The organism is Ralstonia sp. 1B3 (assembly GCF_036631435.1).
Genome location: NZ_JAPNUG010000018.1, coordinates 20795 through 38327 on the forward strand (window position 1 = coordinate 20795; position 17533 = coordinate 38327).

Annotated in this window: 10 protein-coding genes and 7 pseudogenes; 11 read left to right on the top strand and 6 right to left on the bottom strand. The window is 65.2% G+C overall.

Features of this window, described 5'->3' with window-relative positions; translation table 11 throughout:
• Positions 1–31: 31 nt before the first annotated feature.
• Positions 32–900, bottom strand: a pseudogene (locus tag OWR21_RS05225) (LysR family transcriptional regulator).
• 204 nt (positions 901–1104) lie between these two features.
• Between OWR21_RS05225 and OWR21_RS05230 the strand changes: the two are divergent.
• The 5 genes and pseudogenes from OWR21_RS05230 to OWR21_RS05250 all read left to right on the top strand — a co-directional run bounded on the left by OWR21_RS05230 (position 1105) and on the right by OWR21_RS05250 (position 7256).
• Positions 1105–2103, top strand: a complete 999-nt coding sequence (locus tag OWR21_RS05230) for a quinone oxidoreductase family protein (RefSeq protein ID WP_332394734.1) — start codon at positions 1105–1107, stop codon at positions 2101–2103.
• Positions 2104–2230: 127 nt separating this feature from the next.
• The gene (locus tag OWR21_RS05235) at positions 2231–2548 is read left to right on the top strand and encodes a YciI family protein (RefSeq protein ID WP_332394735.1); all 318 of its coding nucleotides are present in this window, start codon (positions 2231–2233) and stop codon (positions 2546–2548) included.
• Between the two features lie 52 nt (positions 2549–2600).
• A complete protein-coding gene (locus OWR21_RS05240; protein WP_332394736.1) occupies positions 2601–4004 on the top strand; it encodes a ClcB-like voltage-gated chloride channel protein in 1404 nt (467 codons plus the stop codon).
• Positions 4005–4287: 283 nt separating this feature from the next.
• On the top strand, positions 4288–6522 hold the full coding sequence (locus OWR21_RS05245) for a TonB-dependent receptor (protein WP_332394737.1): 2235 nt from the start codon (positions 4288–4290) through the stop codon (positions 6520–6522).
• A gap of 48 nt (positions 6523–6570) precedes the next feature.
• Positions 6571–7256 (top strand): annotated as a pseudogene (locus OWR21_RS05250) (Fe2+-dependent dioxygenase).
• A gap of 70 nt (positions 7257–7326) precedes the next feature.
• On the opposite strand, the gene OWR21_RS05255 reads toward OWR21_RS05250, so the two are convergent.
• The 4 genes and pseudogenes from OWR21_RS05255 to OWR21_RS05270 form a co-directional block, all read right to left on the bottom strand.
• Positions 7327–7473, bottom strand: a complete 147-nt coding sequence (locus tag OWR21_RS05255; RefSeq protein ID WP_186829277.1) for a hypothetical protein — start codon at positions 7471–7473, stop codon at positions 7327–7329.
• A 123-nt stretch (positions 7474–7596) separates the two neighbouring features.
• A complete protein-coding gene (locus OWR21_RS05260) occupies positions 7597–8376 on the bottom strand; it encodes a PEP-utilizing enzyme (RefSeq protein ID WP_332394738.1) in 780 nt (259 codons plus the stop codon).
• Complete coding sequence (locus OWR21_RS05265) at positions 8361–10124, bottom strand: PEP/pyruvate-binding domain-containing protein (protein ID WP_332394739.1); 1764 nt, start codon at positions 10122–10124, stop codon at positions 8361–8363. The genes OWR21_RS05260 and OWR21_RS05265 overlap by 16 nt, the downstream gene beginning before the upstream one ends.
• Positions 10124–10752, bottom strand: a pseudogene (locus OWR21_RS05270) (TetR/AcrR family transcriptional regulator). Before OWR21_RS05270 ends, OWR21_RS05265 begins: the two are co-directional and overlap by 1 nt.
• Positions 10753–10871: 119 nt before the next feature.
• Here OWR21_RS05270 and pip point away from each other — a divergent pair.
• The 5 genes and pseudogenes from pip to cysC all read left to right on the top strand — a co-directional run bounded on the left by pip (position 10872) and on the right by cysC (position 15499).
• Positions 10872–11825 carry a prolyl aminopeptidase gene (pip, locus tag OWR21_RS05275; protein ID WP_147214892.1) on the top strand — a complete coding sequence of 318 codons (954 nt, stop codon included), beginning with the start codon at positions 10872–10874 and terminating at the stop codon, positions 11823–11825.
• A 3-nt stretch (positions 11826–11828) separates the two neighbouring features.
• Positions 11829–12732: pseudogene (locus OWR21_RS05280) on the top strand (LysR family transcriptional regulator).
• 76 nt (positions 12733–12808) lie between these two features.
• Positions 12809–13505 (top strand): annotated as a pseudogene (locus OWR21_RS05285) (HAD-IA family hydrolase).
• A 10-nt stretch (positions 13506–13515) separates the two neighbouring features.
• Positions 13516–14663, top strand: a pseudogene (locus OWR21_RS05290) (DSD1 family PLP-dependent enzyme).
• A 297-nt stretch (positions 14664–14960) separates the two neighbouring features.
• Positions 14961–15499: pseudogene (cysC, locus tag OWR21_RS05295) on the top strand (adenylyl-sulfate kinase).
• Positions 15500–15657: 158 nt separating this feature from the next.
• On the opposite strand, the gene OWR21_RS05300 reads toward cysC, so the two are convergent.
• Positions 15658–16869, bottom strand: coding sequence for a sensor domain-containing phosphodiesterase (locus OWR21_RS05300; RefSeq protein WP_316901462.1), 1212 nt, complete (start codon positions 16867–16869; stop codon positions 15658–15660).
• 296 nt (positions 16870–17165) lie between these two features.
• Here OWR21_RS05300 and OWR21_RS05305 point away from each other — a divergent pair.
• The coding region (locus tag OWR21_RS05305; protein WP_332394741.1) for a PAS domain-containing protein at positions 17166–17533 on the top strand (368 nt) is incomplete at its 3' end.

Consider the following 17533-nt stretch of genomic DNA (forward strand, 5'->3'; position numbering starts at 1 on the left):
CATCCAAAAGCGTACCCGTTTCTGCGTACGTTCAAATCCCCGCCAAGACGTGTCGCTGTGCCTCGAACAGCGCGATCAATGCGTCGGCTACGGCCCGCACGCGCGTGATCGTCGAACGTCGGGATGGATCACCAACCAGATTTCCCGATGCAACGCAGGGTCGTCGACGGGCAATCGGCGCAAAAGCGTACCCGTTTCTGCGGGGGCGCCAAGCAGGTGCGGCAGCGCCGCGACACCCAGTCCGGCCAGCGCCGCCTGGTGCATTGCGGCCAGATCGCTGCAGCGTAAAACCACGCGACGTTCGCCCGCGTAGTTGTCCAGCCAGCGCTGCTGCGGGACGTGACGCAGGTTTTCGTCGTAACCGATGAATTCCCATTCGGATTCGGGGCGAGCGAGCACCTCTGCGGTGGCGTACAGACCGTAGCCGAGGTCGCCCAGCGGCCGTGTCGCCAGGGCCGATGAGGTTGGGCGCGACAAGCGCACTGCGAGGTCGGCTTCGTGCGCCATCAGGTTGGCGTTGCGCTTTTCGCCCAGCAGCACGAGGTCGATGCCGGGCCATTGACGGCGCAGCGTCGCCAGGTTTGGCGCAATGATGTGGCTGGCCACGGTGGGCGGCGCCGAGATGCGAACCGTCCCACGCAAACTGCCCGCTCCTGCTGCGGCAGCAAAGCCGGCCGCTTCCTGCTCCATGCGCTCAGCGCGCTCGGCCAGCGCGTTCCCTTCGGCGGTCAGGCGCCAGCCGCGCGGCAGGCGGTCGAACAGGCGCACGCCCAGCGATTGCTCCAGTGCGTCTGCGCGCCGCGCCACCGTGGTGTGTTCCACCGCCAGTCGCCGCGCGGCAGCCGACAAGCTGCCCTCGCGCGCGAGCACGAGAAAGTAGCGCACGTCATCCCACTGCAAGGAAGAAGAAGGTTCGGCCGCCGCCGCACGCGCCAAGGCACGCGCATTTTTGGTCGACCTGGGCTTTTTGCACAGAAGCTGATCGGTTTTAGTGAATTCCCGGGTGATTCTGAACGGATTACGCTTGTTTCACAACGTGACGAACGTAGTACCCGTCATCGATGAATCCAAAAAAGCGTACCCATTTCTGCGAGGGCTTCTGCCATGCATGCCAAGGTGATCCAACTCCGCGAACCCGGACCAGCATTGGGTTTGCGGCCCGCCAGCCTGATGTTGCCGCCGCCTGGGCCGAATGCGTTGACGGTGCGGCACACGGCCATCGGCGTGAACTTTGTCGACGTGTATCACCGTACTGGCTTGTATCCAGTGGCGGCGTTTCCGGCGGTGCTTGGAGTGGAAGGCGTCGGCGTCGTGGAAGCTTTGGGTCCGGATGTGCGCGGCTTTGTCGTTGGGCAGCGCGTGGCCTGGGCTGGCCTGATGGACGGCGCGCCCGGCGGCTACGCCAGTCACCGCAACATCCCGGCCGAACGGGCGATTGCCTTGCCCGATGCGCTGGATGACGAAACCGTGGCAGCCACGTTGGTCCGCGGCATCACCGCGCACATGCTGCTGACGCGGGTACGGCAGGTGCGCGCCGGCGATACGCTGCTCGTGCATGCGGCGGCCGGCGGCCTGGGCGCGTTGCTGGTGCAGTGGGCCAAGCGCCAGGGGGCGCGCGTGATCGGCACGGTGGGCAGCGAAGCCAAGGCCGCCATCGCCATCGGCCACGGCGCGGACCACGTCGTGCTGCATCGCCAGCAAGATGTGCGCGAAGCCGTGCTCCAGCTCACCGGCGGAGAAGGCGTCGACTACGTGATCGACGGCATTGGCGGCGCGATGCTGCAGACCTCGTTGGCAGTGACACGGCCCTTCGGTATGGTGGCGAGCATCGGACAAGCAGGCGATGTCGGCAACGCCCAGACGAAAGCCGTCGATCTTGCAGCGCTCGGACCATCGCGATCCATTGCGCTGGCGCGGCCGGGTGTCATCCGCTACATGGCCGATCTGTCGAACTACCGGACCGGCGCGCAGGCCGCCTTGCAGCGCATGCTCGATGGTGTGCGCGTGCCGGTTGGCGGTACCTATGCACTCGAAGACGCCGCTGCCGCACACACCGCGCTGGAGGCCGGACAGACCGTCGGGGCGTTGCTCCTGCGCCCTTGAGAACCCTGCGCGGCGAAAGGGTTTCCGCGCAAAGCGTACCCGTTTCTGCGGGACACTCAGCGACGTCGTTTCACGCTGCGGGCCTCGCGTTTCGAAGGTGTCACTTCATCCCATAAGGAGCCATCGCATGCTGTACCTGATTCTTTTCAACTACACCGCACCGCTCGAAGCACTCGATCGTGTGCTGCCTGCGCACCGCGTGCACTTGGACGCCCACTATGCGAGCGGCCACTTCCTGATGTCGGGGCCGTTCTTCCCGCGTGAAGGCGGCGGGATCCTGGCGCGTGCCGAATCCCGTGAAGAGATCGACGCCATCGTCGCGCGCGATCCTTTCGTGATCGAAAACCTCGTGCAGGTGCGCGTCATTACGTGGGGCCCGAATCGTCGCAGTGCTGACGTGCCGCAGGCGTGGCTGCCAGACGCCGTGGTCGCGACATCGACTTAAAACGGCCGCGGCGCCGTCGCTATCATGTCGATCTGTCCTTGCGCGAATCGACATGACCGACACGCCGCCGCCTCAACCGGATATGCCGCGCCAGCCATGGTGGCGGCGCGCGATTGCCCGACTGCCGTTTGGTCGCGAGCATCTGGTGTTCGTGATTGCCGGGGTCATCGGCTGCGCGGGCGCCTTGTCGACGATCCTGTTTCGCGAATGCCTGCGTCAACTGCAATGGTGGCTTTCGGGTACGGACCAAGGTTTGGTGGCCACGGCGCGGGCGCTGCCGTGGTGGGCGCGCCTGCTGGTGCCGACGGTGGGTGGACTGCTGGCCGGCATCACCTTGCAGGTGGGCCTCAAGTGGATTCCGCGAAAAGGCTCCGAAGACTATATGGAGGCCATTGCCGTGGGCGATGGCGTGCTCAGCGCGCGGCAGAGTCTGGTACGCAGCGCGTCGTCGTTGTGCTCGGTGGCCAGCGGCGCATCGATCGGGCGCGAAGGGCCGATGGTGCAGCTGGCCGCAATGTGCGGCTCGCTGGTCGGCCGTGTGCTGCGGCACTGGACCGCCGTGCCCGTCGAGCAATTGCGCCTGCTGGTCGCATGCGGTGCGGCTGCCGGTATCACGTCTGCCTACAACGCGCCCATCTCGGGCGCCGTGTTCGTCTGCGAAATCGTGTTTGGTGTCATCACCACGGCGACGCTCGGGCCGCTGCTCGTGGCGGCGGTCACCGCCGATATCGTCGTGCGCCAATTCTTCGGCTACGGGGCCGTCTATGAGATGCCCCACTTCGATTTCGTTTCCGGCTGGGAAGTGCTGACGTATCTGGGCCTCGGTCTGGCCGCGGGGATGGCGGGGCCGCTGCTGCTCGGTTTGATCGACCGCGCGCGCGATGCGTTTGCACGCGCCAAGCTGCCGCTCACGTTGCGGTTGGCTGCCGGCGGGTTGATCGTCGGTGCGCTTTCCACGGGCGTGCCCGAGGTCTGGGGTAACGGCTACAGCGTAGTCAACGCGTTCCTGCACGAGCCGTGGCTGTGGCAGACGGTGGCGCTGGTGCTGATCTGCAAGGTGGTGGCGACGGCGTCGAGCGCAGGGTCGGGCGCCGTCGGCGGTGTGTTTACGCCCACGCTGTTCTGCGGCGCCGCATTAGGTTTGCTGTATGGCACAGGCATGCACGCGCTGCTGCCGGATGCGGCGCCGGTGCCGGTCAGCTACGCGGTGGTCGGCATGGGCGCGCTGCTGGCCGCCACCACGCATGCGCCGCTCATGTCGATCCTGATGATCTTCGAGATGACGCTGTCGTATCAGGTAGTGCTGCCACTCATGCTGGCGTGCATTACCGGCTATGTGACGGCCCATGCAGCGGGCGCGCCGTCCGTGTATGCGCGTGCGCTGGCGCGCAATCGCGAGGACACGGGCGACGATGCCGCGCACCTTCCAGCGCCATCAGACGGCACGCAGAAATAGGTACGCTTTAACGCTGATCGATCACCCCGTCATAAATATTCCGACGCGACAAGCTTGCCTTGTCAGCTAAATAGAAGCGAAAGCGATCGTTAGATTGCTTTTTCGTGTGCCATTTCGGGAACTTTTTGGAGAGATTGCGACAATTTGTTGCTGTTGCGAATCGTTATCATTTATATTTGCGTCCGCAATACGTAGTGCGCTCTCGTGCACGGCGGCACGGGCGCAGAGGGCGTTCCGGAGCGGCTGGCACTCAACAGAAGAGCGCCGCCGGAGAAACCACGCAATGAACCGCCGCACGCCCGTCGCCAGCGCCCTGTTGGCCCTGTTTGCCACGCCCACCGTCGCACTTGCCCAGCAGGCCACGCTTGCGCAGGCACCCGCCACCGCCACCGCCACGTTGCCGGAAGCCGTTGTAAAGGGCGCCGCCCCGCGCGACGACTACAACGCCGCCAAAAGCTCCATTTCCAAGCTGCCCGAGAACCTGCGCGATGTGCCGCAATCGGTGACGGTCGTGCCCAAGGCGCTGACCGACGCGCAAGGCGGCAGCTCGCTGGCCGATGCGTTGCGCAACGTGCCGGGCATCACCATCGGTGCGGCCGAAGGCGGGCAGATCGGCAACAACATCAACCTGAACGGTTTTTCGGCGCGCACCGACATCTACCTCGACGGCTTCCGGGATCGCGGCCAGTACTACCGCGACCTGTTCGCCCTCGATTCGGTGGAAGTGCTGATGGGTCCGTCGTCGATGCTGTTCGGTCGCGGTTCGACGGGCGGCGTCATCAATCAGGTGACGAAGAAACCCAAGCTGAAGGCCGCCACGGAAATCACCGGTTCGGTCACCACCAACGGCCTGGTGCGTGCCACCGCCGACGTCAACACGCCGACGTCGGACACTTCGGCCTTCCGTATCGCCGCGATGGCGCAGAACGGCAAGACGAGCACGCGCGACGAGATGACCGCGCAGGATTTCGGCATCGCGCCGTCGTGGCGTTTCGGCATCGGCACACCGACCGAGGTGACGCTGTCCGCGCTGCTGCAGCACAACCGCGACATGCCGGATTACGGCCTGCCGAACCTCAACGGCCACCCGGTCAACGTCAGCCCCAAGACGTACTACGGCTACACCGACGACCGCACCACGCAGGACGTGGCGTCGTTCTCGGCCAATATCGATCACAAGTTCTCGCCCAACCTGCGGCTGCGCAACCAGACGCAGTTCAACTACGTGCAGACCGATGCGCGCGAGACGGCGCCCAACGCGGTGGGTACGGTCAATTCGTCGGGCGTGTTCACGGCGCTGACCAACAGCAATCTGCCGTTGTCGGCGCTGTCGGTACGCCTGCAAAGCCATGACCGCCGCATCCGTGATTACTCGCTGTTCAACCAGACCGAGCTGACGGCCAAGTTCGATACGGGTTCGGTCAAGCACACGCTGCTGGTCGGCACCGAGTTCGGCCACGACGGCTACGACAACCAGAATTACTACCGCAACGGTTCATGCAACGGCACGCCGCTGGCGCAGTCGAGCATGACGAGCGGCTTTGTCTCGTGCGAGCCGCTGCTCAGCCCGAGCTACACCGCGTCGCCCGCGAGCACGCCGTCGAGCCTGGGCAATCTGCAGGGCGGCTCGGCCAACACGGTAGCGGCGTACTTCAACGATTCGATCGAATTCACCAAGCAATGGAAGGCTGTCGCCGGCCTGCGCTATGACCGCTACATCGCGAGCATTTCGAACTCGCTGAATTCGGCGAACACGCCGGCGTCGGCCAAGATCACCGCGCTGCCGTACGCGCAGCAGACCGTGAACTTTGTCAGCACGCGCCTGGGCGGCATCTGGCAGCCGACGGACTGGCAGTCGTACTACGTCTCGTACGGCACGTCGTTCAACCCGTCATTGGAACAACTCGTCGGCACCACGGGCCAGCAGGGGCTGGACCCGGAGAAGAACAAGTCGTACGAGGCCGGCGGCAAGTGGGATCTGCTCAACGGCGACCTGTCGGTCAGCTCGGCGCTGTTCCAGATCACCAAGGACAACGCCCGCACGCAGATCGACAGCACGACGTACATCTCGGCGGGCAAGATCCGCGTGCGCGGTGCGCGCCTGGGTGCGACGGGCCACGTCACCGACAAGCTTCAGATCTTTGCGGGCTATACGTACCTGGACGCGCAGATCGTCAACGGCATCGCCGCGGGCACGCAGGGCATGACGCCGGCCAATACGCCCAAGCACGCCGCGACGGTGTGGACGAGCTACGCCGTCCTGCCGAACTGGGAAGTGGGCGCAGGCGCGTTTTACATGTCGCAGCGCTACGCCAACAACACAGACACGGTGCAGGTGGGCGGCTTCGTGCGCTGGGATGCGATGCTGGCCTACCACCAACCGAAATACGACGTGCGTCTGAACCTGTTCAACCTGTTCAACAAGACGTATTACGATGCGCTGATTCCGTCCGATGGCGGCCGCGCCGTGCCGGGCACCGGCCGTGCGGCGATGCTGTCGGTGGTGTATCGGATGTAATGGCTGGGGGATGGGCCCTCGGCCGCATCCCCGTTTTCTTCGAGCGCCATGCTTGTCTGCATTCCGAACGTCTTCAACGCCGCGCAGGTGGCCGCACTGCGCGATCTGCTCGACAACGCGGGCGACGCCTGGGTGGATGGCCGCGTGTCGGCCGGATATTCGGGGCGCCGGTCAAGGTCAATCAGCAGATCGACGAGGGCGCGGAAGTGGCCCTGCAGTGCCAGCAGCTCATCCTGAGCGTACTGGAGCGGCACCCGCGCTTCATCAGCGCGGCGTTGCCCAACGTGGTGTACCCGCCGATGTTCAACCGCTACGGCGAGGGCATGACCTTCGGCGCGCACGTCGATGGCAGTGTGCGCATCCACCCGCACCACGGCACAAAGCTGCGTACCGATATCTCGGCCACGCTGTTTCTGTCAGACCCCGCCAGCTATGACGGCGGCGAACTGCAGATCGAAGACACCTATGGCATGCACAGCGTCAAGCTCAATGCCGGCGACCTGGTCGTCTATCCGGCAACGAGCCTGCATCAGGTCACGCCCATCACGCGCGGGGTGCGCGTAGCGAGTTTCTTCTGGATCCAGAGCCTGATTCGCGACGACGCGCAGCGCGCCATGCTGTTCGACCTGGACAACGCCATCCAGACGCTCAACCAGACCGACGCCGATGCCACTGCGCGCCGCACGCTGATCGGCGTGTATCACAACCTGATGCGGCAGTGGAGCGAGACCTGATCTGCGTCTGAGCACGCAGTGCCGCACCGGCGATGGCGGCGCCCTATTTGCGCGTGCTGTGCGATTTGGCTTAGTGGCCCGAACGACGATACAGCTCGGCCATCATGCCGCAGCTTTCCACGTGCAGCGCGACGGCGCGGCTGGCTTCACGGCGCACGATCTGCCAGAAACGGGCGAAACGCGAGGTGCGGGCGGCTTTGAGAGCGACGGTGTTCATGGCGATTCCTTCTGAGGACTGATTTAGGGATAACCCTAGTAGGGAATACCCGAATGTTAGTCCGAATATTGCGGCGCAGCAAACCGCATTTACCAGTGTCGCCTCGTGACCACATGTGGGTGGCTAACCGGCCACTTTGCTGACCGTGCCGGCGTTGCCATCCACGCGGATCGTCTCGCCGTCGTTCAATTGGGCCCGGATGCCGGGCACGTTCACCACCGCCGGAATCCCGAACTCGCGCGCCACGATGGCGCCGTGCGACAGGTAGCCGCCGGTTTCCATGACGAGCGCGCCGGCCTTCAGGAACAGCGGCGTCCACGCCGGATCGGTGCTAGGCGCGACCAGGATGTCGCCCGCTTGCAGCGCCGTGCCGGCGGCAGCGTGGTCGACCAGCCGTGCCAGCCCCTGTGCCGAGCCCGCGCCCACCGCGGTGCCGGTCCAGGTCTCTCCGGAGAGAGCGATTGGCGCAGCGGCCGGGACCGCCGCCTCGCCATGTTCGGTAACGATGTCCGGCTCCTGCACGGCGGCCCAATCGCTCAACTGCTGGCGGCGTGCGCGCGCACGCTGGGCGGCAAAGCGCGGCGGCAACGCGCCGGTGCCGGCCGCCACGCATTCGGACAGCGTCAGGTTGAAGATGTCTTCGGGCGCATCGAGTCCTTCCTCGCCGACAAGCCCGTCAGCCAGTTTCAGCAGGCCGATGCGCAACGCTTCCAGATACGCCACCAGCGCGCTGCGTGCCGCTTCGCGCTGGTTGCTGTCGCGCACGGCGCTCTTGAGCATGCCGCGCACGATCGGCCGCAGCCAGAACGGCAGGCGAGCCCACGCACGCTCGGACGCCGCCTGCTGCCGCTGCCGCACGGCGCGCGCATCGCTGCCGATCAGGCCAACTACGAGGTCCAGCAAGTAGTCCGGCTGCTCGCGCCAGCGCGGGTGACGGAAGTAGCTTTCTTCAATGGCGCGATGGCCGTAGCGCTCCAGAAACGCACTGAAATGCTGGCGGAACGGGCTGTGCGCCGGCAGCTGCTGCGCCCATTGCGCGCCGATACGCTTCTCGGCGCGAAGCCAGGGAGCGCTTCGATGTCGGCGGCGGCCGTTTGTGCCAGCGCCATCAGGTCGTAGCTCTGCTGTGCGGTGACGCTGGGTTCCGCGCCGGCCATGAGCGCGGCGGCCAGCGCGTGGCCCTCGCCGGGGCACTGTTTTTCGATCACGTCGACCAGCCCCGAAACGGCGCCGCCCGCCGAGCCCTGCAGGAAGAACAGGCTGTCTGCGCGGCGGGTAATGTTGAAGCGCTCGCGCAGGCAGGTGGCCAGCTCGGCGGTCGCTTCGGGCCATGCGTCTTCGCGCCATTGCGCGGCTTGCTTGCGGGCCCGGTTCAGATCGCTCTGCGCATGGCGGCGTGCCGCGCCTGCTCTCCGTAGATATCGCACGAGCCGCGCGCCGCGCGCCAGCCGCTGCGGCCATGTGGTGCGGGGCAGCGCAATCTCGGGCTGCGTGCCGCCCAGCATGCGGTTGATGGCATCGGGCGCAATGCCGAACGCGTCAAACGCCTCCCACTGCATCAACGAAACATCGAGATACACGTGGCCGCCGAAGAGCCTGGCGCGCTCCAGCCCCGGCAGCAGCGCGTAGCCCGCCAGCGAGTACGCCAGCGTCAGCATCCGGTTGGCCGCATGGCCGTACAGCGACCAGTCGATGGCCGACAGCGGCGAGGGGAACACCTCGCGCGTGTTGCCGCGCGTCCAGAACGTCGGCTGGGTTTGCAGGGCGGGGTAGGTGGAGCGCGCGGCCGTGGTGATCGGGCGCGCCTGCACGATCCAGAAGCGCTGTCCGTCCCACACCCATTCGATGTCATAGCGGGGCTGTGCAAAGTCGAGCGCGCGGGCCGTGTCGCGTGCAACCGTGGCCAAGGCGATGAGCTGCGCCTCGTCCAGCACGGCGCGGCGGGCGTCTTCTGTCGCGGTGTCGGCGAGTGCCGTGCCGCCTTCGGTCAGCGCGTGCGTCATGTGGCGCTTCGTGCCGATCTGGCGTTCAACCACACGCAGCGTGTCGTCTTGCGGCGCGACTTCGAGCCGGTCGACGTCGCCATCGGCGTGGCCGCCCACCAGCGCTTCGCCCAGGCCCCAGTGGGCGTTGATGACGATGTGGTCGTCGCGGCCTGTGAGCGGGTCGCCCGTGAACGCGATGCCTGCGGCCACCGCTGGCAGCATCGGCATGATGACCACGGCCATCGCCGGGTCGGCGGTGTCGATGCCGAAGCGCTCGCGGTATGCCAGCGCCTGCGGTGCCTGCGCGGAGTCCCACACGGCGCGCACCGCTTCTGCCAGCGCCAGCGCCCCGATGACGTTCAGGCGTGTCTCATGAATGCCCGCGAACGAGCGTTGCGCGGAATCCTCCTGTGGCGCGGACGAACGCACAGCCAGCGGCGTGTTCTGCCAGCCGCGCGCCGTCAGCGCTTCGGTGATGGCAGCCAGCACGGTGTTGGGCACGGCATCTCCGCGACTGCGCCTGCGGCTGGCATCTGCGGCCAGCACGAAACCATCGGGCACCGGCACGCCGAGCATCGCCATCCGGCCAAGCTGCCAGCCCTTGCCGCCCACCACTGTGGCGCCGGCCGCCGCCGCAGCCGGCCAATCGAGCACGAGCGGGTCCATCACGCCTCCTTGCGGGCCATGCCGTGCAGGAACAGGTCGATGACGGCGGAGAAGCCCGCGTGCAGGTCGGTGTCCGGACGTGCAAGCCAGCGCATCAGCGCGCCGAGGTACAAGTACTCGAAAAGCGCCGCGAGGTGCTCCGCATCGAGCCGCGTGTCGAGTTCGCCCGAGCGCTGTGCGGCGTCGATGAGTGCCATGAACACCGCTTCGAGCCCGCTGCGCTTGTCTGCGTCACGGTTGCGGGCGGCCAGGTCGGCGCTGGCAAAGCGGTAGCGGAAATACGCGGCCAAATACGGCCGGCGTACGTTGCACCAATCGGCCGAGGCGCACAGCAGCACCGCCAGGCGCGACGCGAAATCCGGCTGAGCCTCGATCTGCGTACGCAATTGCGCGCCGCCCGCCGCAAGCTCGGCGTGGAACTGGTGCGCCAGCAGGGCTTCCTTGACCGGAAAGTGGTTGTACAGCGTGCCCTTGGACACATCGGCCTGCGCGGCAATCTGCTCCATCGTCACGGCGTCGTAACCGTGCTGCTCGAACAGGAAAAGGCCGTGGCCGCCAGGTGGTCCAGCGTCTGGGTGCGCTTGCGTTCGCGGCGGCCGGCTTCGATGGGGGACGAACTGGACGACATGGTGGGCTCGCTATTATTAAACGACGTGCAATTTTATACGTCGTTCAAAAATATGTGCAAGCGGAAACCCGTCTGTAGAATCAGCCTATTCTCCCGGCAACCTTTCGACAGGACCGACCATGTCTGCACTGCGCACGCTGTATCCCCCAATCGAACCGTATGAAACCGGCATGCTGGACGTGGGCGATGGCCACACGATCTATTACGAGCGCGTCGGCACGCCCGGTGCCAAGCCGGCGGTATTCCTGCACGGCGGGCCGGGCGGCGGTGTTTCGGCGGACCACCGCCGCGTGTTCGATCCGGCACGCTACGACGTGATGCTGTTCGACCAGCGCGGCTGCGGGCGGTCCACACCACACGCGGGCCTGGAGGCCAACACCACGTGGCACCTTGTGGCCGATATCGAACGCCTGCGCGCCATTGCCGGCGCCGAGCGCTGGCTCGTCTTTGGCGGCTCGTGGGGCTCGACGTTGGCGCTCGCTTACGCGCAGAAGTATCCGCAGCATGTGAGCGAACTGGTGCTGCGTGGCATCTACACCGTTACGCAGGCCGAGCTGCGCTGGTATTACCAGTACGGCGTGTCGGAGATGTTTCCCGAGAAATGGGCACGCTTTCAGGCGCCCATTCCCGAGGCCGAGCGCGGCGACATGATTGCCGCCTATCGCAAGGTGCTGACCGGCAACGACACCGCCAGGCAGATCGAAGCCGCCCGCGCGTGGAGCGTGTGGGAAGGCGAGACCATCACGCTGCTGCCCGACCCCGCCAACAGCGCGAAGCACGCCGACGACCATTTTGCCCTGGCCTTCGCGCGGCTGGAGAACCACTACTTCACGCACCAATGCTGGCTGGAAGAGGGCCAGCTGCTGCGCGAGGCGCACCGGCTGGCGGGCATTCCTGGCGTGATCGTGCATGGCCGCTACGACATGCCGTGCCCCGCGCGCTATGCGTATGCGCTGCATCAGGCGTGGCCAGATTCGGACTTCCACCTGATCGAAGGTGCGGGCCATGCGTGGTCCGAACCGGGCATCCTCGATCAACTGCTGGCCGCAACGGACCGCTTTGCCGGCAAGTGACCCATGACGGATTCCGCCGACCTGCGTTTCCTGCTCGCCATCCAGGACAACGGCAGCCTGGTGGCGACGGCGCGCGCGTTGGACCTGACGCCGTCGGCCGTCGCAGCGCTTGCAGCAGCTGGAGAGGAAGCTGGGCACACGGTTGGTCGATCGCACCGCGCGCAGCCTGCGCTTTACGCAAGAGGGCGCGCTGCTGTGCGAGCGTGGGGCGGAGCTGATCCGTCAGCTCGACGCGCTGTCGGAGGATTTGCACACACGCCGGGGCGGCCTGGTCGGTACGCTCAAGGTGAATGCCCCGCTGGGGTTTGGGCGACGCTACGTGGCGCCCGTCATTGCGGATTTTCAGCAGCAGCATCCTGATGTCGACATCGAATTGGCGCTCTCCGATGCGCCCCTTGTCGAAGCGGCGGACCGCTTTGATGTGGTGGTGCATATCGGCGCGCTGCAGGTATCGAACCTGGTCGGCCATGCGATTGCGCCGAACGCGCGCTTTGTCTGCGCGTCACCCGCGTTTGTGAAGCGCTTCGGCTTGCCGGAAACGCCCGATGACCTTGCCGCGCTGCCCTGCATCGTGCTGCGCGAGAACAAGGAAGACGTGTCGCTCTGGCACTTCAGCAAGGGCCGCACGAGCCGCAGCGTGCGCGTGCCCAGGCAGCTCATCTGCAACGACGGCGATGTCATTCGCCAATGGGCGTGCGAAGGGCGCGGCGTGATCCTGCGCTCGGAATGGGACGTCGCCGACGACCTGCGCGCAGGCCGCCTCGTGCGGTTGCTGCCCGGCTGGAAGGCGCCGGACGCCAACGTGATCGCCCTTACGCACAACCGCGCGGGGTTGCCGCAACGTACGCGCCACTTCATGCAGGCGCTGCAAAGCCGTTTCAAGCCGCAGCCGCCCTGGCGCGCTTGATGTAGCAACACTGAATCTTTGATTCAAACTGGCTTCACCGAAAGCCGACGTGCGATGCCTACAATCGGTTGCATCGATGTCCACCGATTTGCAGGTCACCAGCGTGAACGCTTCCACCGCCTCCGCCGTTCCTTCCGCCTCCGGCTATCCCAAGGCCGTCCTCTTCGATTTGCTGACCGCGCTGCTCGATTCGTGGTCGCTGTGGAACCGTGCCGCCGGCTCGGAGCAGGCGGGCCGCACATGGCGCGCCGAGTAGTCTGCGGCTGACGTACGGCTGCGGCGCGTACGTTCCTTACGAAGCGATGGTGCGGCAGGCCGCGCAGAACGTCGGCTTGCCGGCTTCCGCGCCCGAAGCGCTGGAAGCCAATTGGCTGCAGCTCACACCGTGGAGCGGCGCTGCGCAAGCGCTGGCTGAACTCCAGCCGCACTGCAAGCTGGCCGTGGTCACCAACTGCTCGGAGCGGCTGGGCCGCCAGGCCGCGGCGCTGCTGCCCATCACCTGGGATGTCGTGATCACGGCCGAGCAGGCCGGTGTGTACAAGCCTGACCCGAAGCCATATCGCATGGCGCTCGAACAGCTTGGCGTGGACGCAGCCGACGCGGCGTTTGTTGCCGGCTCCAGCTACGACATGTTCGGCACGGCGGTGGTCGGCCTGCGCACGTACTGGCACAACCGCATCGGGCTGACGCCGGTGGAGGGAGCACAACTGCCGGAAATCACCTCACCCACGCTCGACGACCTGCTGCCCTGGGCCCGCCGTTTTGCCGCATGAGGATGCAGCCATGACCGCTGATACGCACACACTGGAAACCATCGACACGCCCGCAGCGTTGATCGACCTGCCGCGCATGCAGCACAACATCGCCCGCATGCAGCACCGCATGAACGCGCTGGGCGTGAAATTCCGCCCGCATGTGAAGACCACCAAGTGCCTCGATGTGGTTCGCGCCCAGCTGGCGGCCGGCGCGCAGGGCATTACCGTCTCCACGCTGAAGGAGGCCGAGGCCTTCCTTTGCCGCCGGCATCAAGGACATCCTCTACGCGGTGGGCATTGTGGCCACCAAGTTGCCGCGCGCGATGGCGCTGCGCAAGCGCGGCTGCGATCTCAAGCTTGTGGTCGACAACGCAGAGGCGGCCCACGCTGTGGTCGACTACGCCCGCACACGGCGAGCGCTGCGAGGTGTGGATCGAAGTCGATACCGATGGGCACCGCTCCGGCATCACGCCCGAGCAGGACGCGCTGCTGCAAGTCGGTCGCATCCTGAAGGACGGCGGCATCGACGTAGGCGGCGTGATGACGCATGCCGGCTCCAGCTACGACCTGAACGACCGCGCCGCGCTGGCTGCCCTGGCCGAGCAGGAGCGTGCCGGTTGCGTGCGCGCGGCACAGCGCCTGCGCGAAGCCGGGGTGCCCTGCGCAGCGGTGAGCGTAGGTTCCACGCCAACGGCATTGGCCACCGAGCACCTCGAAGGCGTGACGGAGGTGCGCGCCGGCGTCTATGTGTTCTTCGATCTGGTCATGCACAACGTGGGGGTGTGCGCGATGGACGAGATTGCGCTGAGCGTGCTGACCACCGTGATCGGCCATCAGCCCGACAAAGGCTGGGTGATTGTCGACGCCGGATGGATGGCGATGAGCCGCGACCGTGGCACCGCCAAGCAGTCGCATGACTTTGGCTATGGGCAGCCGTGCGCGCTAGACGGCACGCCGTTGGAGGGGCTGACGCTCATCGGCGCGAACCAGGAGCACGGCATTCTGGCGGCCAGCGATGGCTCGGTGCGTGACGACCTCGTGGCGCGTTTCCCGGTCGGCACGAAGCTGCGTGTGCTGCCGAACCATGCGTGCGCCACGGGCGCGCAGTTCCCGGAATACCAGGCGGTGTCGTCGCGGGGTGCGGTGCAGACGTGGGCGCGGTTCCACGGCTGGTGAGTCGTCCGCCCGGCATGTCAAAAAGCAAAAGGCCCGCAGGAATACCGCGGGCCTTTTGCTTGAATCCAATCTGCCGAATGTGCCTCGGTCGCGTCTGACGCGTCCGATAGGCCGGGAGCGACTCGGAACCAGCGCCGTCAGCGGCAAGGTGTCGGAATTGTAAATGCACCGTCCGGCGGCGCGCTGTAGCACATTTGTTCTACAGAGCGGCGCCGTAGCGTTCGTATACTTGGTTGCACCAAGCCAGTTGAACCCGCCGTGGCAGCGCGATGGCGCATCTGCGGCGGGCTACATGACATGCAACCCACACCTTCCACACTCTGGCTGACCGGGCTGAGCGCCGCCGGCAAAACCACCTTGGCGCTGGCCGTGGCCGAGACGCTGACGTCGCGGGGCCTGCCGTGTCGCGTACTCGATGGCGGTGCCTTGCGCCAGCAGCTCTGCGCGGACCTTGGTTTCTCGCGCGCGGATCGCAGCGAACACGCGCGCCGCGTGGCGCAGTGGTGCGCGCAGATGAACAACACCGGGACGTGGGCCATTGCTGCACTCATCTCGCCATACCGTGAAGACCGGAGCGCGCGCGACAGATGGTGGGCGCGTCACGCTTCTTCGAGGTGCATGTCGCGACACCGCTGCCGGTGTGTGAAGCGCGCGACCCGAAGGGTTTGTACCGCATGGCCCGAGCCGGAACGATCGCCAATCTCACGGGCGTTGGCGAGCCCTACGAGCCGCCGTTACATCCACAGTTGATGGTGGATACCGGCGTGCAATCCGTTGAAGAGTGTGTTGCACGGGCATTGGCCCTGCTTGGGATGCAGGAAGCCGTTACGGCTTGATGCAATGCACTCCTGCACGATGCGCAGGATATGCAGCGCGCTGGACGGGTCCAGCTACGGCAGCGACGGCAGCTTCTGGACCTCGCAACCGGGTAGCTCAGTCCTAGCTGAGGGCGGCCGAGTGATGGTTGAATATTCCGTGCTTTGTCATGCCGGCATTACACCGGCGCGCTTGCAGAAATGGCTTCGAGCGGGCCCGGACGCCCCAGCAGATAGCCTTGGCCGTTACGGACGCCAAGGTCGGCCAGCATTGTTCTCTGAGGTTCTGTCTCGATACCTTCGGCGACGAGGTCGCACCGTATTTCATTGGCGAACGTCACCATGGCCTTCAGGAGCGCGCGCTTGATCGGGTCGTCTTCCAGGTTGGTCGTCAGATAGGCGTCGAGTTTGATGAGATCCGGTTTGAGCGCAATGATGTGGTTCATCGTCGAGTAACCCGACCCGGCGTCGTCAATGGCGATACGGATCAGGTGGCGACGCAGCGGCAGAAGCGCTTCGTGCAGGCTGGGGTAGTCGTCGACCAGGGCATGCTCGGTAATTTCCAGGACGAGGCGATGAGGTGGAACGTCATGTACCAACGCTTCCAGCTTGCCGCTGAGCACCGTGGCAGGAGAGACGTTCACTGCCAGATAGGCACCGCCAATCGCGTGCAATGCGTGCAGGCCTTTCTTGATGGCAAGCATTTCGAGTTCAACGCCAAGACCGACTTCCCAGGCATCCGCAAACCAGCGATACGGGGGCCGTTGCTGCCCGCCGGGAAACCGCGATAACGCTTCGAGTCCGACCAGGCGTCCGTCCACCAAAGACCGTATGGGCTGAAAGAAGATGGAGAGCTGGTCGTCTTCGATCGTCCGTTGTACGCGCGACAGCTTTTCGCTGATCTGCCGTGTCGCGGCCTTATGTCGTTCGATCTGGCGCGCGATCACGCCAGCGAACGCGGTCATGAGCTCCAGGTCGCGGGAGTTCAGTGAGTCATCCGGTTGGTCACTGAAACAGCAGAACGTGCCGAACACGGTGCCGTCGGCCAATTGAATCGGCACGCTGATATGAGCGCCGACGGGAAATGCGGCGGTGATGGGCAACGCGCGCGCGGCTGGCAGGTCGGCGGCGTCCTGTATCAGCGGCGGCAGGCGGCCGTCGATCACTCGGGCGCAATAGCTGTCGGCAAGGGGGCCGGAATCGCCCGCGCTGAAGGGAGGATGTTCGGCGCTGCTATCGACATACCGGAAAACCCGCTCCGTCCCGACAAACTCGGAGACGAACGCGAACGGCATTCCCAAATGACTTCGCACGGCACGCAGGATTTGCGCAATGTGGGCAGTCGCCTCAAGGTCGGCTTCGAGGAGGCTGCTGGTGAGAAGGTGCTCCAAATTCCTCTCTCCTTGGCTGGATCATTCTCCGGCAAGTGACGGTCTCCCTTCGCCGCATGAATGGGAGCGCCACGGGGCAGTATGTCCGGCAAACGCCCGTATTACGCACGAGGAGTGTGTCGGACTGAACTCTAGATTATTTTGCGACCGATGCAGTTAACGCCGATATTCCCGCCTTAATAGGGATTTATACGCATCTGCCTGGGCAAAAATCCTGTCGATAAATACACAAACGGCCCGGGAATCAGCAGGGGGTCGACAGCGAACACTCCCGTCTTGCAGGAAGCATGCCAAACATGCCGGACATTACCCAACCCCAGTTATCCGACGCCATTGCGCAATTGGTAAGTTGCGGCGTGTTTTCTGTGGATCGTCAAATGCACATTCTGTCGTGGAACCGCTTTATGCAATATCACAGCGGTTTCTCCGGCGACGATGTGATCGGTAAGGACATGTTTGCCCTGTTTCCGGAGTTACCCGAGAAATGGTTGCGCAAGAAAATCGAGAGCGTATTTGTTCTGGGTGTCTCTGCGTACACTTCCTGGGAGCACCGCCCGTATTTGTTCCGTTTTCGGCACACGCGGCCCATTACCGACACGATTGAATGGATGCAGCAGAACTGCAGCTTTATTCCGATCGAAGACGGAAATGGTGCGGTCATCGC